Below are 19,016 nucleotides of genomic sequence, written 5' to 3' on the forward strand. Positions count from 1 at the left end.
GGGGTCTGCAGTAGGAATTAGACGGTTCGCTCCTTACTCGGTGCGGACCGAGAAGGAGAAATGTGGCCAAGGTCCGCGTACACGAGCTTGCAAAAGAGCTCGGCATTACCTCAAAGGATGCAGTAGCAAAGCTGCAGGAACTGGGCGAATTCGTCCGGTCGGCATCCTCAACCATCGAAGCCCCCGTCGTGAAGAAACTTCGCGGTGCTTTCCCCGATGCGCCGGCAGCCGCCAAGGCGCCCGCATCAACACCGGCGCGAGCTCCCCAGCCCGCGCCCAAGGCAGCAGCGTCCCCGCGACCGGCTCCGGCTGCTCCGGCTCCGGCGCCCGCCCCGGCACCGGTTTCCGAGAAGCCCGCAGCACCGGCGGCATCGGCAACTCCGGCGCCCGAGGCACCCCGCGAGCAGGCACCTGCAGCCCCGGCGTTCAAGGCACCTGCTGCTGCGAAGCCGGCTCCAGAGGCTCCGGCAGCCCCCGAATCCGGTTCCACCAGCGATTCCGGAACTGACCGTAAGCCTGGCCCGAAGCCTGCAGCCGCACGGCCGACGTCGGCACGCCCCGGAGCAGCTCGCCCCGGTGGTGATCGTGCAGGCGGTCCCCGCCCCGGCAACAACCCCTTCGCAACGTCCCAGGGCATGCCCCGATCCGGGCGTGGTGACGGCGATCGTGCCGGCGGCCCCCGTCCGGGCAACAACCCCTTTGCAACATCGCAGGGCATGCCGCGTCCAGGAGGGCGCCGCGATGACGAGCGACCACCCCGTCCGGCTGCCGGAGCGGGCGGTCCGCGTCCCGCCGCCGGTGCGGGCGGTCCCCGTCCGGGAGCACCGCGTCCGGGAGCACCCCGCCCCGGTGCACCGCGTCCCGGTGGTGCCGGCGGAGCCCGGCCGACTCCCGGCATGATGCCGAACCGTACCGAGCGCCCCGCGGCTCCCGGTCGCGGTGGAGCTGCCGGTGCCGGACCTCGTCGTGGTCCCGGTGGAGCCCCTGGTGCCGGTGCTGGAGCCGGTGGCGGCGGCGGAGCGCCGGTCGGCGGCGGTTTCGGCAAGGGCGGCCGCGGACGCGGCGGTACTGCCGGTGCCTTCGGTAAGGGTGGTGCCGGTCGCGGCAAGCAGCGCAAGTCGAAGCGGGCGAAGCGGCAAGAGCTCGAGCAGATGTCAGCCCCGTCGCTGGGCGGCGTCAGCGTTCCCCGCGGCGACGGCGGCACTGTTGTCCGGTTGCGCCGCGGATCGTCGATCACTGACTTTGCCGAGAAAATCGATGCGAACCCCGCAGCTCTGGTGACCGTGCTCTTCCACCTCGGTGAGATGGCTACGGCAACCCAGTCGCTGGATGAAGCAACGTTCGAGGTTCTCGGTGACGAGCTCGGCTACAAGATCCAGGTTGTGTCCCCGGAGGACGAGGAGCGTGAGCTGCTCGAGAACTTCGACATCGACCTGGATGCAGAGCTTGACGCTGAAGGTGACGCGCAGCTTGAAGCACGTCCGCCGGTGGTAACGGTCATGGGCCACGTCGACCACGGTAAGACCCGACTGCTGGATGCGATCCGCAAGTCGAACGTCGTGGCAGGCGAGCACGGCGGCATTACCCAGCACATCGGCGCGTACCAGATCGACCACGAGCACGAGGGCGACAACCGCGCGATCACCTTCATCGATACTCCGGGTCACGAGGCGTTCACCGCCATGCGTGCCCGTGGCGCAAAGGTGACCGATATCGCCGTGCTGGTTGTGGCTGCGGATGACGGCGTCATGCCTCAGACCGTTGAAGCGCTCAACCACGCCCAGGCGGCCGGCGTTCCGATCGTCGTTGCAGTGAACAAGATCGACAAGGAAGGGGCTAACCCGGACAAGGTCAAGGGTCAGCTCACTGAATACGGTCTGGTTCCGGAAGAGTACGGCGGCGACACCATGTTCGTGCACGTCTCCGCGCTGCGGGGCGAGGGAATCGACGAACTGCTCGAAGCGGTACTGCTCACGGCGGACGCGGCGCTCGACATGCGAGCCAACCCGAACAAGGACGCCCGCGGAATTGCCATCGAAGCGAACCTCGACAAGGGCCGCGGCGCAGTAGCGACCGTGCTGGTCCAGTCGGGAACGCTGACGGTCGGCGACACCATCGTCGCGGGTATCGCTCACGGACGTGTCCGTGCGATGTTCAACGAGGACGGCGAAAACGTCTCGGAGGCGGGTCCGTCCCGTCCGGTACAGGTACTGGGTCTGTCCACAGTGCCCCGTGCAGGCGACACCTTCCTGGTTACGTCGGATGAGCGCACCGCCCGTCAGATCGCTGAGAAGCGTGAGGCAGCAGACCGCAACGCGGCGCTGGCCAAGCGCCGCAAGCGCGTCAGCCTGGAAGACTTCGACCAGGCCGTCGCCGAGGGCAAGGTTGACACCCTCAACCTCATCCTCAAGGGTGACGTTTCGGGTGCGGTCGAAGCCCTCGAGGACTCGCTGCTCAAGATCGACGTCGGCGAAGGAGTCGCCCTGCGCGTCATCCACCGCGGCGTGGGTGCCATCACGCAGAACGACGTCAACCTGGCAACTGTCGACAACGCGATCATCATCGGCTTCAACGTTCGGCCCGCTGAGCGTGTGGCCGAGCTTGCCGACCGCGAAGGCGTGGACCTGCGCTTCTACTCGGTCATCTACGCAGCAATTGATGACATCGAGCTGGCGCTCAAGGGCATGCTCAAGCCGGAGTACGAGGAAGCGCAACTCGGCACTGCCGAGATCCGGGAAGTCTTCCGGTCCTCCAAGTTCGGCAACATTGCAGGCTCGATCGTTCGTTCCGGTGTAATTCGCAGGAATTCGAAGGCACGTCTCATCCGTGACGGGGTCGTGGTTGGCGACAACCTCACCGTCGAGTCGCTGCGCCGTTTCAAGGACGATGCCACCGAGGTCCGGACGGACTTCGAATGTGGTATCGGTCTGGGCTCCTTCAACGACGTCAAGGAAGGCGACATCGTGGAGACCTACGAGATGCGCGAGAAGCCTCGGGTCTAGGGTTCATCTCAGGCGGGGCCGCTGCATGCAGCGGCCCCGCTTCCTGCCCCATTCCGACGACGGGCCATTGCCGCCGTCGTCGTTGTCGCTCCCTGAGGGGAGGAAGTAAGGAGAAGTCATGGCAGACGCCGCACGCGCCGCACGGTTGGCGCAGCGCATCAAGGTCATTGTCGCCGAAGCCCTCCGCCGTCGGGTCAAGGACCCCCGGCTTGAAGCGGTCACCGTCACTGACGCCAGGGTCACCAACGACCTGCAGCACGCCACCATCTACTACACGGTGTTCGGCGAGTCAGAGGAACAGGCCGCAGTGCACAAGGCGCTGGAATCAGCGAAGGGTGTGCTCCGCTCTGAGGTGGGCAGGAACATCACGGCCCGTTTGACCCCCACGCTCGAGTTTGTTCCGGACGAGATCCCGGTCAACGCAAGCCATCTCGAAGATCTGCTGCGCACCGCGAAGGAACGGGACGCGGAAGTTGCGGAACTCGCTCGGAAGGCCGCTTTTGCCGGCGATGCTGATCCGTACCGCAAGCCCGGTGAGGAAGACGACCGGGACGACGAGTCGCGTTAGTCCTGTTTGCGCCCAGGAAGCCTGCTCACTCCGGTGAGCAGGCTTTCCTTGTCTGTACAGAGCGCGATGCGGATCCACCCCTCTCCGTTGGAACCGAAGGCAGTTCCCGGAGCGACCGCGACGCTCTGCTCCGCGAGGAAGGTCCGGACCCAGGAGCGCACATCGCCCCCGGTCGCGTGGGACATGTCGGCCCACAGGTAGAACGCTCCTTGCGCCTCAAGGTAGGGAATCCCGAGTGAACGAAGCACCGACGTCGCCGCGTCCCGGTTGGAACGGTAGTGAGCGGCCGCCGTTTCAATGTAGTCGGTGGGTCCGGTCAAGGCAGCGATCGCCGCATACTGGGGCGACGCTCCGACACAGGAGACGATGGATTCCATCACCGCGTTGAACTGTTGCCCCAGCCCGTCCGGCAGAATCAGCGCTCCTATCCTCAGTCCCGTCAGCCCGAACGTCTTTGACAGGGTGAGTGAGGTCAGCACACGCCGCGGCGTTCCCTCGAAGCGTGCAGGGCTCACGTGCGGAACGCCGTAGGTGAACGCTTCGTAGCATTCATCCGAGAGAATCCACAGGTCGTGGCGTTCAGCGAACTCCACGAGCTCCCTGGTGAGGTCCTCGCTGAAGACGGCGCCGAGCGGATTCGAGGGGGAATTCAGCACGAGAAGCCGGGTTCTCGGGTTCACCAGCTGCTCCAGGTCGCTGATCTTCGGCTGGAACCCGTTGTCCGGGCGGAGGGGGTAGTCGACAGCGCGAGCGTGCACCAGCTGGGCAGTCATGATGAAGGTCGGGTAGCCCGGGTTGGGAATGAGGACTTCGTCCCCAGGCTCAAGCAGCATGCTCATGGCCAGGTGCAGGCCCTGTTGCGCACCGGCAGTCACGTAGACCCGTGACGGGTCGACATCCACACCGTTCACTGTTCCGAAGCGTGCCGCGAAACCCTGACGCAGCACAGCGAGGCCCTCATTCGGTGTGTAATTCGTGTCGTCCCTGTCCAGCGCGGCGATTCCAGCGTCGAGGATGTGGCGGGGAACGGGAAACCCCGGCTCGCCGATGCTGAGTACGACGGCGTTGGGCGTCGCCCACGCGGCCTGGGTGATCTCCCGAATCTGGTTGGAGGGAAGGTTCTCGACGTGCTTGGCGATGGACGGCATACGGGCATCGTAGCGAGTGACGGGCGGGAAGGCGCCGAGACCTATACTGGAAGGCGTGAATTCCGGGCAGGTCCACTCAGGACTAGTGATAGTGGACAAGCCGCAGGGCTGGACCAGCCATGATGTCGTCGGCAGGATGCGGCGGTTGGCGGGAACCCGGAAGGTGGGGCACGCGGGTACCCTCGACCCCATGGCCACAGGGGTCCTCGTGGTTGGAGTGAACCGCGCGACGCGCCTGCTGACGTACATTGTGGGCACCTCCAAGACCTACACAGCCACGATCCGCCTGGGGCAGTCCACCATCACCGACGACGCCGAGGGCGAAGTGACGTCGGAGGTCTCGGCTGAAGTGGTTTCATCGGAGGCTATTCGGACGGCGGTTGCCGCACTCACCGGTTCGATCAGCCAGGTTCCCAGCAGCGTCAGCGCGATCAAGGTGAATGGTGAGCGTGCCTACAACCGCGTTCGCTCCGGGGAGGACGTGGTTCTGCAGCCTCGGCCGGTGACGGTTCACAGTTTCGATATTTCGGAGATCCGCCGGCTGCAGGGCGGAGTCGTACAAGACCTCGATGTAACGGTGCGGTGCAGTTCCGGAACCTACATCCGCGCCTTGGCGCGGGATCTCGGGGCCGCTCTTGGGGTCGGCGGGCACCTCACGGCGCTGCGCCGGACAGAGGTGGGACCGTACAGTCTCGACCAGGCATCAACCCTCGAAGAATTGGCACAGGATTTTCGGCTGCTCGGCATCGATGAAGCCGCCCGCGCACTCTTTCCCGTTCGTGAGCTGAGTGATTCAGAGGCTCAGGATCTTTCCCATGGCCGCAGGATTGGTGCCAGCGCCGACACCCCAGCGCCCTCAGCGGACCACACTGACCGTCCGGTTGCCGCTTTTGCCCCGGGCGGCGCGTTGATCGCCCTCCTCGAGAACCGGGGCCTGGAGGCCAAACCTGCCCTGGTCTTCGCACCCGGCGAGGCGGGCGCCTGATGGTGGTCGACGGTTTTTTCATCGCCGGCACGGTGGTGTGCCTTCTCTCGACTCTCATTTGCATCGGTGCGGCCGTGATCAGGCAGCCTCCCAATGACGTGACCATCCTTGCAGTGGCAGCCGTGGAGCTGTTCCTCCTCGTGTACCTGGTGGCGGGGATTTTCCGGCAGGCCGGCGGGGAACCCGTTACGGGCGAGGTATGGGAGTTCTGGGGCTATTTGCTGACCGCGTTGATGATCCCGGTGGGCGCGTTCTGGTGGGCAATCCTTGAGCGTTCACAATGGAGCAACCTGGTATTAGGCGCGGTAGGAGTGACCATTTTCGTGATGCTGTACCGGATGGAGCAGATATGGGACGGAGCAGTGCCGGCATGAACAGGCACGATGCAACGGGGGAGGCGGCTCACACCTCCGATGGCGCAGGTGTTGCCGGTGGAACCCAGAAACCGGGCGCTTCCGCAGGCACCCTGAGCAGGGGCCCGGGCCGCCTCCTCATTGCCGTGTACGGTGTTTTTGCGCTGGCGGCCACCGCGCGCGCGGCGTTCCAGCTCGCGACGAAATTCGACGAGGCTCCGCTGGCCTATGTGCTGACCGCGGTGGCCGCCCTCGTGTATGTCTTCGCTACCGTCTCCCTGAGCCGGTCGGGGGTGCGCTGGTACAGGTATTCCCTCGCTGCGGTGTCCCTCGAGCTGATCGGGGTCCTGACTGTGGGGACCCTGAGCGTTGTCGATCCGGTCCTCTTTCCCGCCGACACGGTCTGGTCGGTGTACGGCCGGGGATACGGCTTTGTTCCGCTGATCCTGCCGGTGCTTGGCCTGTGGTGGCTCTACCGACACCGTGCCGTAACGGCCGCGAACCGACGCACGTGAGCGCCGGGAGTGAGAGGATGAGCTGAGAGGGCCCGGCCCTGGCGGATCATCGAGCACAGAGGGAACATCATGAACAGCAACACCCCTGACAACACGGATCGTCGCAGTTCTTCCATGAACGCCGGACAGGACTCCGCGAACCCCTCACATGGTTCTGCGGGCACGTCCGACGCTTCCCGTCAACCCGCCTCCGGCCAGTCCTCGTCGGGAAAGGCCCCTTCAAAAACTTCCAAGAAGGACGCTGGGAAGACAACCAAGACCAGTCACGACTGGAGCGTGTTCCGCACCGTGGTGGTGCTCGTGGGGCTTCTCATTGCCGGCTTCGGAGCGTACTACCTGATTACCGGTTCAGCAGGGCTACCGGAGACGGGAGACGGTCCCGTGAACCCGACTCTGGAGAACCAGTTCCGATTCTTCGCCGCGATGATGATCGGCGTGGGCGCCGCCTTCGTGACGATCGCGATCAAGTTCCAATGGGCGAATATGCTCTGGCTGGTCTGCCTCATGGTGTTCATCGGCGGTATTGGCCGGGTTCTTTCGTGGGCGTTCTCCGGGACCCCGCACTTCCTCCTGATCATTCTCATGGTTCTCGAGCTCGCCTTCCCGGCTGCTCTGCTTGTCTGGCACCGGTACATCGCCAAGACGACCGAGCTGCGGCGGGAGTATGCCGCCCGCCCCTAGCGGTGTGCGGATTTGCCGGCAGTACGTCGCGATCGATTGCCGGCGTGTAGGCACGCAAGCCCGACTCCGAGCATGACAAGTGCGGCTCCGGAGGCAACCTTCGCAGGAATGCCTGTCTGTGCGAGTTCCGCTCGGGCGGGAGCCTGCCCGACCTCGTCTGAAGCAGGAAGTGCCGGCGCTACGGTGGCATCGGGTGTGGGTGGTTGTGCCGGCTCATCTTCCCCCACACACACCGTTTCCGAGGGCTCACCGAAAGCGGAGGTGAAAGCGTTGGTGTGGTCGTCGCCCGCGTAGGAGGCGACGACTGTGTAGCACCCGGGAGCGGTGAAGGCTGCGAAGGATTCACTGGATTGGCTGCCGTTCAGGGCCGGGACCTCGACTTTCGAGTGCAGCGGAGCGTCGGCGGGCACGTCAGCAGTGAGTGAGGGCCGCTCCGGGAGCGGGCCGTACATTGACAGGGTCACAACCGCACCGGTTTCGATTGAGGGTTGCCCAAAGCCTGACCCGATCACTGTGTCGGTAACCCGTTCACCGACAAGTGAGTCGTGTGTCGACAGTTCAGTGGTGATGTCTGGTGTCCACGGTACGAAGGTCGTCTCATCCGAGATGCCGTATTTCCCCTGCCAACCGAGCACATAGCGGGAGGCCTCAGCAGGAAGGGTGCTTTCGGGGCTGATCGACTCAGTCCAGACGTACCATCCCGGCGAGGGGACAACCAGCCCGGGGGTGTCGTACCTCCCCGGACCCTGCACGCGGGTGGTAACGGCGCCCACCATGGGGGTGTCGGAAGGCACTGATTCCTGAAGGACAGGACGAGACGGCAGGGGTCCCCACAGCGTTGATACGACCTCCACAGACACCGGGGTTCCGTCTCCGGGCATTGACAGCCACGGTGCCGTTCCACCAGGACCTCCTGCAGCGGGAGAGGTTCCCACTGTCAGGACATCATGAACGGTGGTGCCCACGCCTGTTCGCGCAGCGGATGCGCGGGTGACCACCGTCGGTTGGAAAGCCGGGAGGTCGGCGATTGCTGCGGCTGAATCACGCGGTTCAACAACTGCTGCAGCAAGCAGTCTCTGGACTCCGTCGCGGGATGGCAGGAGCCACTGCACTCCCGCCGCCGGTGTCCGGGGAACTGAAACCGTGAGTGAGCCTCCGCCTAGTCCTGTCCGCTTCAGGGTGAGCCGGTGGGGCTCATCAGCAGTGGTCCAGGTGGCGCCCCTCTCCTCAGCCAAGGCAAACGGTCCACTCAGCTCTGCACCGGCCGCCAGACCGGCTGCCGATGTGCCGTCTGCACCAAGAACGGAGACGGACGCGGTCATTGTTCCCTCAGCTCCCGCGGCCTCCAGTCTGATGTCAACCTCATAGGGGCCCGCTTCGCTGAATGCGACCTTGGTCATGGAGCGTGCCTCCGCCACCACCCCATCGGGCAGTCGCTCTGCCCTCAGGATGGCGTCCATCCCGGATGAATCCCACGCCATTCCGGGGGAGGTAAGCGCCCAGACGGCCAGCTGCACGGACGCCGCGGTGGCATTGTCCGCGGTGTCACCCCACCGGTGCAGCAGGTAGGACAACGCCGCGTTCTCTGTCGGATTCAATGCACTCCCGTCACTACGGATGAAGCCGCCCGAATGTCCGTCCTCGTATCCTCCGGCATTTTCCGGGGAGAGCCGCTCGAAATCAGTGCAGTACGCGGCCAGGCCTCGGGAGTTCTTGTACTGGCCCACAAAGTGTTCGGCCGCGTGCACACCGGCCGCTCGCGTCCATCCTCCTCCCACCGGCGCGGCCTGGGACGATGGCACCTGAGGCAGACACAAGAGGGTGACCAGGAAGAGGCACACTCCGGCCGTCCGCATTGCCCCTCGGCGCCGGGATAGGAACAGGGAAAATGACACGGAAGATCCTCCTGAGGTGAGTGGGGGCCGCGTTCCTCCCTTGTGGGTGCGGCCAACAGGTATCAATCGTCGCTGTGCCGTTCTCCGAGAGGCGGCCCTCCGGCTTCCATGTGCACAAACTGCCTCAACCGGCGTCGCTGTGCAGGAAAAGAGATTGGCCCGGGAAGTCTCCGTCCTGACTGCGTTCATGGATCGGCCATAATAAGGAACGACGAAGGGTACTGTTACCCGCCCAACCCCAAGGGAGATGCGTGTTCTACTGGAGAGACCTGGCCGATGTGCCGGAGGGTTTCGGTCCCGCAGTCGTCACCATCGGGAACTTCGACGGTGTCCATCGCGGCCACCAAAGCGTGCTTCAGCAACTGGTGGCTGCCGCCCACGAACGAAATGCAGCCGCCGTCGTCATTTCATTCGAGCCTCATCCCGCCCAGGTTCATCGGCCGGAGAGCGCGCCCGAACTGATCATGGGCCTGCAGGACCGAGTGGAAACCCTTGCCGACACAGGCATCGACGGGGTGCTGATGATGCATTACACCCTCGAGTTGGCCGCGTTGACGCCGGAGGAGTTCGTCCGGTCGGTCCTCGTCGACGGTTTGCGGGCGAAGGCCGTGGTCATCGGCCATGACGTGCGCTTTGGCCGCGGCAACTCGGGCGACCTCTCGACGATGCAGGAGCTGGGCGCCCAGCTCGGCTTCGACGTGGTCGTCATCGACGACTTCGGATCAAGCCTGCAGAGTACGACGACGGCTGGAGGCCAGCGGCGCTGCTCCTCAACCTGGGTGCGTGAAGCGCTGGTTGCCGGGGACGTCACGACGGCGGCCCGTATCCTGGGCCGGCCCCATCGCATGCGCGGCGTTGTCGTGCACGGAGCCGCCCGGGGGAGGGCCCTGGGATTTCCCACCGCAAACCTGTCCTCCGACTCCACCGGGTTCATTCCCGCTGATGGAATCTACGCCGGCTGGCTCATCGACAGCAGCCAGGTGCGCTGGCCCGCAGCGATCTCCGTCGGATCCAATCCCACGTTCGAAGGCGTGTCCAGGCAGGTCGAGGCGCACGTGATCGATCGGCCGAAGGAAGAGATCGACGTATTTGACCTGTATGGGCAGACGGTGATCGTGGAGTTCGTACGTCGGCTGCGGGGTATGGTGACCTACCGCGGGCCCGAAGCACTGATCGACCAGATGCGCTTGGACGTGGACCAGACCCGTAGCGTGCTTTCGACAGAACAGCGTACCTACGGGTAAAGTTGACCGAGGTCCTGCTGCAGTCCGTGGTTGCTGGACCACCGCCGGAGCTCCGCTCGATCTGCGAGGGGAACCGGCATCTACTTTGTTCACGGTACAACTCATAGGAGTTATTTGTGGCACTTGACGCCGCTCTGAAGCAGGAAATCATCAAGGAATACGCAACCTCCGAGGGCGACACCGGTTCGCCTGAGGTGCAGATTGCAATGCTTTCCCGCCGAATTCTTGACCTGACCGAACACCTGAAGAAGCACAAGCACGACCACCACACGCGTCGTGGCCTGCTTCTGCTGGTTGGTCGCCGTCGTCGTCTGCTGGACTACCTGCGCGACACCGACATCACGCGCTACCGTACGCTCATTGAGCGCCTCGGCCTGCGCCGCTAGTTAGACTGTGAGGCGGCCCCTTCCTTCGGGAAGGAGCCGCCTTCAATCTTTGCGGCAGATATGCCGCAAAGGAACCGCACTCCCAGGAGTGCGTTGGAAGTAAAAAGTCCATACCAGGAGCCAGGCGGACACGCAGGCATTCGCGGTCCTCGGTAGTGGTCTCCGGGCACCATCCGTGTGATGGCAGTTCCCGTGGACCTCGATCGAAGACCGGGTGCCACAACCCGTCCTAACGGCGTTGACCAGCAAGACGCCGCCTGCCTCCGTCACCACAGAAACGGAGGTGACTCTCTATGGAGGGTCCCGAAATCCAGTTCGCCGAAGCCGTTATCGACAACGGTCGCTTCGGCCAGCGCACAGTTCGCTTCGAAACCGGGCGTCTCGCCCAGCAGGCCGCCGGTGCCGCAATGGTCTACATCGACGAGGACACCGCGCTCCTTTCCGCCACCACTGCAGGAAAGTCCCCGCGCGAAGGTTTCGACTTCTTCCCGCTCACCGTGGACGTCGAAGAGCGTATGTACGCTGCCGGCCGCATCCCGGGCTCGTTCTTCCGCCGTGAGGGCCGCCCGTCCACCGAGGCGATCCTCGCATGCCGCCTGATGGACCGCCCGCTGCGTCCGGCCTTCGTGAAGGGTCTGCGCAACGAGGTTCAGATCGTCGTCACCGTGCTCGCCATCAATCCTGATGTCCGTTACGACGTCGTCGCTATCAACGCCGCTTCCATGTCCACGCAGCTCTCCGGTCTTCCGTTCTCCGGTCCGATCGGCGGCGTTCGCGTTGCGCTCGTCTCCGACGGCTCCGGCGAGGACCAGTGGATCGCGTTCCCGAAGCACTCCGAGCTCGAGAACTCCGTGTTCGACATGGTTGTTGCCGGCCGGGTGGTCGGTGACGATGTAGCGATCATGATGGTCGAGGCTGAGGCCACCGACAACTCCTGGTCCCTCATCAAGGACAACGGTGCGACGGCACCTACCGAAGAGGTCGTCGCCGACGGCCTTGAGGCTGCAAAGCCCTTCATCCGCGCACTGTGCGAAGCCCAGTCGGACCTCGCCGGCCGCGCTGCCAAGCCCACGGTTGAGTTCCCCGTGTTCAAGGATTACCAGGACGACGTTTTCGCTGCCGTTGAGGGTGCTGCCGGTTCACGCCTGGCTGAGATCTTCACGATCGCCGACAAGCAGGAGCGAGAGGACGCAGCCAACGCCTACCGCGCCGAGGTCATCGAGTCGCTCTCCGGCCAGTTCGAGGGCCGCGAGAAGGAAATCGCCGGAGCCTTCAACTCGGTCACCAAGAAGGTTGTGCGTCAGCGCATCCTGCGTGACCAGGTCCGTATCGACGGCCGTGGGCTGAGCGACATCCGCAAGCTCACCGCCGAGGTGGAGGTCCTTCCGCGCGTTCATGGATCGGCCATCTTCGAACGTGGCGAGACCCAGATTATGGGCGTCACTACGCTGAACATGCTCAAGATGGAACAGCAGATCGACTCGCTGTCTCCGGTGACGCGCAAGCGCTACATGCACAACTACAACTTCCCGCCCTACTCCACCGGTGAAACCGGTCGCGTGGGATCGCCGAAGCGCCGCGAAATCGGTCACGGTGCGCTGGCGGAGCGTGCTCTCGTCCCGGTTCTGCCCAGCCGCGAGGAGTTCCCGTACGCCATCCGCCAGGTCTCCGAGGCCCTCGGCTCCAATGGTTCCACTTCGATGGGCTCCGTCTGCGCTTCGACGCTGTCGCTGCTCAACGCCGGTGTGCCCCTGAAGGCTCCGGTTGCGGGTATCGCAATGGGCCTCGTGTCCGATGAAGTGGACGGCCAGACCCGTTACGCGGCCCTGACCGACATCCTCGGCGCCGAAGACGCTTTCGGTGACATGGACTTCAAGGTCGCTGGTACTTCCGAGTTCGTCACGGCGATCCAGCTCGACACGAAGCTCGACGGCATCCCGGCTTCTGTGCTCGCGGCAGCACTGAAGCAGGCCCGGGAGGCACGTTTGCACATCCTCGGAGTTCTTGAGGCTGCGATCGACACCCCGGATGAGCTCTCCGAGTTCGCTCCGCGCATCATCTCCGTGAAGATCCCGGTCGACAAGATCGGTGAGGTCATCGGCCCCAAGGGCAAGATGATCAACCAGATCCAGGAAGACACCGGAGCCGACATCTCGATCGAGGACGACGGCACCGTGTTGATCGGCGCCACTGACGGTTCCTCGGCCGAAGCTGCCCGCGCTGCGGTGAACGCTATCGCGAACCCGCAGGTTCCCGAGATCGGTGAGCGTTACCTGGGCACGGTTGTGAAGACCACCACCTTCGGTGCGTTCGTTTCACTGACGCCGGGCAAGGACGGGCTGCTGCACATCTCAGAGCTGCGCAAGCTCGCCGGCGGCAAGCGCGTGGACAACGTCGACGACGTCGTCTCCGTGGGCCAGAAGGTCCAGGTCGAGATCACCAAGATCGACGACCGCGGCAAGCTCTCTCTCTCGCCCGTAGTGGCGGAGGAAGCCGGCGAAGCCGCTGCTGACGACGCTCCGGGTGCTCACGCACAGGATGCCGCCGAGGGCGACGACAACTAGCGGACACGCTGACAAGCACAAACCAACGGCTCCGCGGCGAACTGATTCGCCGCGGAGCCGCTGGCGTTGAGGAGAAGTTATGACTGAAACAGGCCAGGGCTCACCCGTCCTACTTCCATTGGTGACGGGCGGTTCCGAGCACTCTTCCATGCTCGTTGCGGGAGCACAGGGGGGAGCGGTGGTCCGCCGCTCTGTGCTGCCCGGTGGTGTCCGTGTACTGACCGAGGCAATGCCCGGGCAGCGGTCGGCGAGCATCGGTTTCTGGGTGGGCGTCGGTTCCCGCGACGAAGCCGACGGAGAGCATGGTTCCACGCACTTCCTCGAGCACCTGCTGTTCAAGGGAACACAACGGCGGACCGCGCTTGATATCGCCGCCGCCTTTGATGAGGTCGGGGGAGAATCGAACGCTGCGACCGCCAAGGAAAATACCTGCTACTACGCGAGGGTTCTCGATTCCGACCTCCCGATGGCGATAGATGTCATCGCGGACATGGTGACATCGGCCGTCATCGATCCGGAGGAACTGGAGCAGGAGCGCCACGTCATCCTGGAAGAGATCGCGATGGACAGCGACGACCCGTCCGACGTCGCGCACGAAAAATTTGTCGAAGCCGTCCTGGGCGCACACCCGCTTGGGCGCCCCATCGGCGGGACCCCTGACGCTATCAAGGCCATCTCGCGCGACTCCGTCCTTGACCACTACCGCCGCTACTACCGTCCGGAGGAACTGGTGGTGACGGCGGCCGGAGGACTGGATCACGACGTCGTATGCTCACTCGTCGTGCAGGCGCTTGAACGGGCGGGGTGGACGCTTGCAGCAGACGCCGCCCCCGTTCCCAGGCGTGCGCCGGAGCCTACCGTGCTCAAGGACAGCGGTGGAGTGCACGTGATCCGGCGCGCAGTGGAGCAGGCGAATGTCCTGGTGGGCTGTCCGGCACTGACGGCCACGGACGATCGGCGCTTCGTGATGAGCGTCCTCAACGCGGTGCTCGGCGGGGGCATGTCCTCCCGTCTCTTCCAGGAGATCCGGGAGAAGCGTGGGCTCGCCTACTCGACCTACTCTTTCTCGGCGTCGTACGCCGACGCAGGTTATTTCGCCATGTATGCCGGGTGTAGCCCGGCGAAGACGGGCCAGGTTATCGGCCTGCTCAGCGCGGAGCTCGAGCGGCTGGCATCGGAGGGCGTCAGCGACGAGGAACTCAGGCGTGCGGTCGGTCAGCTCTCCGGCGGCATGGTGCTTTCCCTCGAAGACAGCGGTTCGCGGATGACCCGACTGGGCCGCGCGGAGCTGGTCAGCGGCGAGTTCCTCGGGCTTGACCTTACGCTGGAGCGCGTCCGGGCTGTGACTGCGGATCAGGTGCAGGCGCTCGCACGGCAGCTCGCTGATGCACCCCGGACTATCACGGTCGTTGGACCGTTCGACAGCGAGGCGGAGCTGGGCCTGTAGCCAGGCCGGCGATGTCCTGCCGCCTAGCCCCCGGCGAACGGCGGCAGGACATCGAGAACGTCGCCGCGTCCCAGTGGTGCGGTATGGTCGCGCAGCGCAACCTCGTTGAGCAGGAAGCTGCTTCGTTCCAGAACCTTTGCCATGGACGGATCGCCGTCGGGGTGGAGGCTGCGGATCTCGCCCAGCACCTCCGAAAGCGCCACGCCGTCCAGATCGAGGCGTTCTTCAGGGACGCCGGCGGCCGCCTGGGCCGCGCCGAAGTATCGAACCAGCAATTCAGCCGCCAATCGCACTCATGGAGCGGTCGGGCTGCACGAAGTCGGCAGCCCCAAGGCCGGTATGGTCCATGCCGTGCGCCTTGGGCTTGGCCCACATTGCTTCCTGCCAACGCCGGGCGATGGCGTCGTCGTCGGCGCCCGAGCGCAGCAGGTCCCGCAAATCTGTTTCTTCGCGGGAGAACAGGCAGCTCATGATCTTGCCCTCGGCCGTCACGCGCGTGCGCCTGCAATCTGCACAGAAGGGCTCCGTCACGGAGGCGATGATTCCCACGGTGCCGATAACGACGTCGGGCGCTTCCGGCCTGCGCACCTCCCACCGTTCGGCGGGGGCACCGTCGCGGTTCCGCGGGTCGGGCGTGAGCACGAACCGTTCGGTGAGACGTTCTCGGATCTCGGAAGCGGTGATCATCCCGTCACGGGTCCATCCGTGATCGGCGTCGAGGGGCATCTGCTCGATGAAACGCAGTTCGAATCCACGTAAGACAGCCCACTCCAGCAGGTCCGGCGCCTCGTGGTCGTTGATTCCGCGCATGAGTACGGCGTTGATTTTGACCAGCCCGAGACCGACGGCGGCAGCCGCCTCGATACCGCGCAGAACCCGGTCGAGGAAAGGCCGGCGGGTCAGCTGGGCGAAGGTGTCCGGGTGCAGCGAATCCATGGAAACGTTGATCCGGGTCAGGCCGGCGTCCTTGAGGCGTTGAGCTTTCTTGTCCAGGCCCAGGCCGTTGGTCGTCAGCGATACCGGTAGGTCAGGGTGCTGGGCGCGGATATCGGCGATGATGTCGATCAGGTCCGCCCGCACCAGCGGCTCACCGCCCGTCAGGCGAAGTTCGCGGATGCCCAATATGTTCACTCCTATGGCGACCAGCCGGACAATTTCCTCGCGGGAGAGCACCTGGTCCTTCTGCAGCCATTCCAGACCCTCGGCCGGCATGCAGTAGGTGCAGCGAAGATTGCACTTGTCGGTGAGGGATAAGCGCATGTCTGTGGCCCTGCGCCCGTAGGAATCAACCAGCCCGGCATCGGGCGCAGGCATATTCGCGCGCACGGTAGGGCTGCCAAGTGGGATTGCCATAGTCCGACATTACGCCCTTTGTCTCAGGCCCTCCATTTATTTATCCCAAGGCTCGGGGAGCTTCGCGGGACGCGCCCCAGCTAGGCTGGGATGTGCATCATCGCATGCACACCACGTAATGTCCGCGCGGCTTGATACAACGGGGCACAATGACACGAACAGTCGAGGAACATCAGCAGGCCGTACTCGGACTGCTGAGGTACAGCAGCGCCTTCGCCGACCGGACGGCCGAAAGGCTGCCCCTCAGGGCGGCGCGGGGACGGGTGCTCGCTGAGGACCTGCGCGCCCCCGTGAGCCTGCCTCCCTTCGACAACTCGCAGATGGACGGCTACGCGGTCCACCACGCTGACCTCGATGGCTCCGAGGCCCGGCGGTTCTCGGTCGCGCCCCCGGTGCCTGCCGGTGCCAAACCCGATGTACTTCTGCCTGGTTCTGCCGCACCCATCATGACGGGAGCCATGCTCCCGGAGGGGGCAGCCGCCGTCGTACCGATCGAGCGGGCGGTGCCCTCCCTGTTCCCCACCACCACTCAGTATCGGAACTCCGAGCTCACGGTGGAGTTGCCCGCCGTCGAGGAGGGCTCCTTCATCCGGCGCGCAGGCAGCGATGTTGCGGCTGGAAGTATCGCCCTGGAGGCGGGGACCCTGCTGGGGCCCGCGCAGCTCGGTCTGGTGGCGGCCTGCGGCCTGGCAACGGTGTCCGTGCGACCACGATTCCTCGTGTTGCTCCTCAGCACGGGCGACGAAGTCCAGGAACCCGGCACCGCGCTTGCCCCCGGCCGGATTTTCGACGCCAACACCACACTGCTGACGACGGCACTTGAAGAGGCGGGCGCGGAAGTACAGCTCCACAGCATCGTGGCTGACAATCCGGAGAAGCTGAGGGAGGCACTGCAGTCCATCGGCCGGCCGGTCAATCTCATCCTGAGTACCGGCGGCATCAGCCAGGGTGCCTATGAAGTGGTCAAGCAGGCGCTGGCAGACAGCAGCGTCGAGTTCCTGTCGGTGTCCATGCAGCCCGGCGGGCCGCAGGCCATCGGTACCATCAACGGAGTGCCCTTCCTCGGGTTCCCAGGCAACCCGGTGAGCGCGCTGGTCTCCTTCGAAATGTTCCTCCGGCCCGCGCTCAGCACAGTTACCGGGATACCGGGTAACCGGGTCTGCCTGCCGGCACGGCTCACCGAGGACGTCCGTTCGCCGGAAAATAAGCACCAGGTCCGCCGGGGGCTCTACACAGACCGAACCGGCCAGGGGGAGGGGATCGGAGACGTTACGCTGCTTGGCGGGCCAGGTTCCCACCTCCTGCACGCCCTTGCCGGATCGAACGCGCTTGTGCACCTGCCCGTCGGAACGGGCACTGTGGAGGCGGGCACACCGGTTGCCGTATGGCTGCTCAGCGAGCTCCGCGGCGGCGTGCAACCACTTCATCCCAGTAATCCCAACCGAGAGGCGCTGACATGACCGAACCCCAAGCCCGGCTGACCCATGTGCGCGACGACGGCTCAGCACACATGGTCGACGTATCGGCGAAGGCGGTTACCGCGCGTGAGGCAACCGCTCAGAGCGTCCTGCGGACAACCCCGGAAGTCATCGCGCTGATCGTGGACGGCGACCTTCCCAAGGGAGACGCCCTCGCGGTGGCCCGCATAGCGGGAATCATGGCGGCCAAGCAGACCTCGACGCTGATACCGCTGTGCCACCCGTTGCCGTTGAGCAAGGTGACCCTGGACTTCGCCCCGGACGGCGACGCCGTCGTCGTGACGGCAACGGTGAAGACCACCGCGGTGACCGGCGTTGAGATGGAGGCATTGACTGCGGCGTCCGTTGCCGCCCTGACGCTCTACGACATGATCAAGGCCGTGGACAAGCACGCCGTCGTCACGGACATTCGGGTCCTGGCGAAATCGGGCGGAAAGAGCGGGGACTGGATCGCATGAGTTCCCCCAGGACAGCCGCGCTGATCATCGCGTCGACGCGTGCCGCGGCAGGCGTGTACGAGGACGAATGCGCGCCCCTGATCCAGCGCTGGCTGGTGGGAAAGGGCTACGCCGTGCAGCGTGCGGAAGTGGTTCCTGACGGCGATGCAGTGCGCGAGGCCCTCGCCCTCTGCCTTGGCGGCGCACCGTCCGTGCTCATCACCAGCGGAGGCACTGGCCTGAGCGCCGACGACGTCACCCCTGAGCTCACCGAACCCTTCCTCACCCGTTCGTTGCCGGGAATCATGGAGGCGGTCCGTCGGGCAGGAGCCGCAAAGACTCCCATGGCCGCATTGAGCCGTGGATTTGCCGGAGTGTCCGGCTCCACCTTCGTCATCAATCTCCCGGGATCGCCGGGGGCAGTCCAGGACGGCCTGGACGTACTGGACCCCGTTCTTGACCACATCTGCGAGCAACTTGAGGGAAGCCATGAGCACTAGCACTGTCCTGTACGCCGGCGTTTCCGCCGAGCCCCTCGACCTGAATCTTGCCCTCAGCGTCGTAGGTTCCGCTGACTGCGGAGCGGTGGTGGGCTTCGGGGGAGTGGTGCGCAACCACGACGGCGGCCGGCAGGTTGACCGCCTGGGCTACAGCGCCCACCCTTCCGCGGGAAACGTGATCGCCGAGATCGCCGCGGAAATCGCCGAAAAGTACAAAGGCATCCGGATCTGGGTGGCGCACCGCACCGGCCCGTTGGCGATTGGGGATCCGGCCCTGGTCGCAGCCGTGGCCTCGGGCCACCGCGGCGAAGCATTTGCAGCGTGTACTGAGCTCGTCGACACCGTCAAGGCCCGCGCCCCCATCTGGAAGGAGCAGTTCTTCGCGGACGGCTCGGTCGAATGGGTCGGCGTCGAGGGCTGATCCGACCAGTAGCGCCTGCTGGCCTCCCACGTCTCGCTG

18 protein-coding genes are annotated in these 19,016 nt (G+C 65.0%); 14 read left to right on the forward strand and 4 right to left on the reverse strand.

The genetic code is table 11. From position 1 onward, the window contains the following. Positions 1–62: 62 nt before the first annotated feature. Both infB and rbfA read left to right on the forward strand, forming a co-directional pair. Positions 63–3,002, forward strand: coding sequence for a translation initiation factor IF-2 (gene infB, locus M1D74_RS06165; RefSeq protein ID WP_309070594.1), 2,940 nt, complete (start codon positions 63–65; stop codon positions 3,000–3,002). A 118-nt stretch (positions 3,003–3,120) separates the two neighbouring features. Further along, a complete protein-coding gene (gene rbfA, locus M1D74_RS06170) occupies positions 3,121–3,570 on the forward strand; it encodes a 30S ribosome-binding factor RbfA (protein WP_309070593.1) in 450 nt (149 codons plus the stop codon). Here the strand turns inward: rbfA and M1D74_RS06175 are convergent. Beyond that, a complete protein-coding gene (locus M1D74_RS06175; protein WP_309070592.1) occupies positions 3,567–4,718 on the reverse strand; it encodes a pyridoxal phosphate-dependent aminotransferase in 1,152 nt (383 codons plus the stop codon). The two genes, rbfA and M1D74_RS06175, sit on opposite strands and share 4 nt — an antisense overlap. A gap of 136 nt (positions 4,719–4,854) precedes the next feature. Here M1D74_RS06175 and truB point away from each other — a divergent pair, with 136 nt between their 5' ends. The 4 genes from truB to M1D74_RS06195 all read left to right on the forward strand — a co-directional run bounded on the left by truB (position 4,855) and on the right by M1D74_RS06195 (position 7,252). Next, positions 4,855–5,703, forward strand: a complete 849-nt coding sequence (truB, locus tag M1D74_RS06180) for a tRNA pseudouridine(55) synthase TruB (protein WP_458117150.1) — start codon at positions 4,855–4,857, stop codon at positions 5,701–5,703. Further along, the gene (locus tag M1D74_RS06185) at positions 5,703–6,077 is read left to right on the forward strand and encodes a hypothetical protein (RefSeq protein ID WP_309070590.1); all 375 of its coding nucleotides are present in this window, start codon (positions 5,703–5,705) and stop codon (positions 6,075–6,077) included. Before truB ends, M1D74_RS06185 begins: the two co-directional genes overlap by 1 nt. Further along, positions 6,053–6,571, forward strand: a complete 519-nt coding sequence (locus tag M1D74_RS06190) for a hypothetical protein (RefSeq protein WP_458116856.1) — start codon at positions 6,053–6,055, stop codon at positions 6,569–6,571. The genes M1D74_RS06185 and M1D74_RS06190 overlap by 25 nt, the downstream gene beginning before the upstream one ends. A 69-nt stretch (positions 6,572–6,640) precedes the next feature. Next, a complete protein-coding gene (locus M1D74_RS06195) occupies positions 6,641–7,252 on the forward strand; it encodes a DUF4345 domain-containing protein (RefSeq protein ID WP_309070588.1) in 612 nt (203 codons plus the stop codon). Here the strand turns inward: M1D74_RS06195 and M1D74_RS06200 are convergent. Beyond that, on the reverse strand, positions 7,249–9,147 hold the full coding sequence (locus M1D74_RS06200) for a hypothetical protein (RefSeq protein ID WP_458116857.1): 1,899 nt from the start codon (positions 9,145–9,147) through the stop codon (positions 7,249–7,251). The two genes, M1D74_RS06195 and M1D74_RS06200, sit on opposite strands and share 4 nt — an antisense overlap. A 251-nt stretch (positions 9,148–9,398) precedes the next feature. Here M1D74_RS06200 and M1D74_RS06205 point away from each other — a divergent pair, with 251 nt between their 5' ends. The 4 genes from M1D74_RS06205 (at position 9,399) to M1D74_RS06220 (ending at position 14,788) form a co-directional block, all read left to right on the forward strand. After that, on the forward strand, positions 9,399–10,391 hold the full coding sequence (locus tag M1D74_RS06205) for a bifunctional riboflavin kinase/FAD synthetase (protein WP_309070586.1): 993 nt from the start codon (positions 9,399–9,401) through the stop codon (positions 10,389–10,391). A gap of 116 nt (positions 10,392–10,507) precedes the next feature. Further along, complete coding sequence (gene rpsO, locus M1D74_RS06210) at positions 10,508–10,777, forward strand: 30S ribosomal protein S15 (RefSeq protein WP_309070585.1); 270 nt, start codon at positions 10,508–10,510, stop codon at positions 10,775–10,777. Positions 10,778–11,070: 293 nt separating this feature from the next. After that, positions 11,071–13,341 carry a polyribonucleotide nucleotidyltransferase gene (locus tag M1D74_RS06215; RefSeq protein ID WP_309070584.1) on the forward strand — a complete coding sequence of 757 codons (2,271 nt, stop codon included), beginning with the start codon at positions 11,071–11,073 and terminating at the stop codon, positions 13,339–13,341. Between the two features lie 148 nt (positions 13,342–13,489). Further along, positions 13,490–14,788 (forward strand): M16 family metallopeptidase, encoded by a 1,299-nt coding sequence (locus M1D74_RS06220; protein ID WP_309070618.1) that lies wholly within the window; start codon positions 13,490–13,492, stop codon positions 14,786–14,788. Between the two features lie 23 nt (positions 14,789–14,811). On the opposite strand, the gene M1D74_RS06225 is transcribed toward M1D74_RS06220, so the two are convergent. Together M1D74_RS06225 and moaA are read right to left on the reverse strand one after the other, a co-directional pair. Next, the gene (locus M1D74_RS06225; protein ID WP_309070617.1) at positions 14,812–15,063 is read right to left on the reverse strand and encodes a MoaD/ThiS family protein; all 252 of its coding nucleotides are present in this window, start codon (positions 15,061–15,063) and stop codon (positions 14,812–14,814) included. 1 nt (position 15,064) lies between these two features. Further along, positions 15,065–16,141, reverse strand: coding sequence for a GTP 3',8-cyclase MoaA (moaA, locus tag M1D74_RS06230; protein ID WP_309070583.1), 1,077 nt, complete (start codon positions 16,139–16,141; stop codon positions 15,065–15,067). Between the two features lie 149 nt (positions 16,142–16,290). Between moaA and M1D74_RS06235 the strand changes: the two genes are divergently transcribed. The 4 genes from M1D74_RS06235 to M1D74_RS06250 are packed head-to-tail and all read left to right on the forward strand — an operon-like array spanning position 16,291 to position 18,977. Further along, complete coding sequence (locus M1D74_RS06235) at positions 16,291–17,601, forward strand: molybdopterin molybdotransferase MoeA (RefSeq protein WP_458116858.1); 1,311 nt, start codon at positions 16,291–16,293, stop codon at positions 17,599–17,601. Beyond that, on the forward strand, positions 17,598–18,077 hold the full coding sequence (gene moaC / locus M1D74_RS06240; RefSeq protein ID WP_309070581.1) for a cyclic pyranopterin monophosphate synthase MoaC: 480 nt from the start codon (positions 17,598–17,600) through the stop codon (positions 18,075–18,077). Before M1D74_RS06235 ends, moaC begins: the two co-directional genes overlap by 4 nt. Continuing rightward, positions 18,074–18,556, forward strand: a complete 483-nt coding sequence (locus tag M1D74_RS06245) for a MogA/MoaB family molybdenum cofactor biosynthesis protein (RefSeq protein WP_309070580.1) — start codon at positions 18,074–18,076, stop codon at positions 18,554–18,556. Before moaC ends, M1D74_RS06245 begins: the two co-directional genes overlap by 4 nt. Next, positions 18,546–18,977 carry a molybdenum cofactor biosynthesis protein MoaE gene (locus tag M1D74_RS06250; RefSeq protein WP_309070579.1) on the forward strand — a complete coding sequence of 144 codons (432 nt, stop codon included), beginning with the start codon at positions 18,546–18,548 and terminating at the stop codon, positions 18,975–18,977. The genes M1D74_RS06245 and M1D74_RS06250 overlap by 11 nt, the downstream gene beginning before the upstream one ends. Positions 18,978–19,016: the final 39 nt, after the last annotated feature.

Source organism: Arthrobacter sp. D2-10 (genome assembly GCF_054161285.1).

Coding starts and splice junctions, on each gene's coding strand:
- truB (WP_458117150.1), top strand. CDS start 4,855: ATGCGGCGGTTGGCGGGAACCCGGAAGGTGGGGCACGCGGGTACCCTC.
- M1D74_RS06195 (WP_309070588.1), top strand. CDS start 6,641: ATGAACAGCAACACCCCTGACAACACGGATCGTCGCAGTTCTTCCATG.
- rbfA (WP_309070593.1), top strand. CDS start 3,121: ATGGCAGACGCCGCACGCGCCGCACGGTTGGCGCAGCGCATCAAGGTC.
- moaA (WP_309070583.1), bottom strand. CDS start 16,141: ATGGCAATCCCACTTGGCAGCCCTACCGTGCGCGCGAATATGCCTGCG.
- M1D74_RS06185 (WP_309070590.1), top strand. CDS start 5,703: ATGGTGGTCGACGGTTTTTTCATCGCCGGCACGGTGGTGTGCCTTCTC.
- M1D74_RS06250 (WP_309070579.1), top strand. CDS start 18,546: ATGAGCACTAGCACTGTCCTGTACGCCGGCGTTTCCGCCGAGCCCCTC.
- moaC (WP_309070581.1), top strand. CDS start 17,598: ATGACCGAACCCCAAGCCCGGCTGACCCATGTGCGCGACGACGGCTCA.
- M1D74_RS06245 (WP_309070580.1), top strand. CDS start 18,074: ATGAGTTCCCCCAGGACAGCCGCGCTGATCATCGCGTCGACGCGTGCC.
- M1D74_RS06190 (WP_458116856.1), top strand. CDS start 6,053: ATGGGACGGAGCAGTGCCGGCATGAACAGGCACGATGCAACGGGGGAG.
- M1D74_RS06175 (WP_309070592.1), bottom strand. CDS start 4,718: ATGCCGTCCATCGCCAAGCACGTCGAGAACCTTCCCTCCAACCAGATT.
- M1D74_RS06235 (WP_458116858.1), top strand. CDS start 16,291: ATGACACGAACAGTCGAGGAACATCAGCAGGCCGTACTCGGACTGCTG.
- M1D74_RS06220 (WP_309070618.1), top strand. CDS start 13,490: ATGCTCGTTGCGGGAGCACAGGGGGGAGCGGTGGTCCGCCGCTCTGTG.
- M1D74_RS06215 (WP_309070584.1), top strand. CDS start 11,071: ATGGAGGGTCCCGAAATCCAGTTCGCCGAAGCCGTTATCGACAACGGT.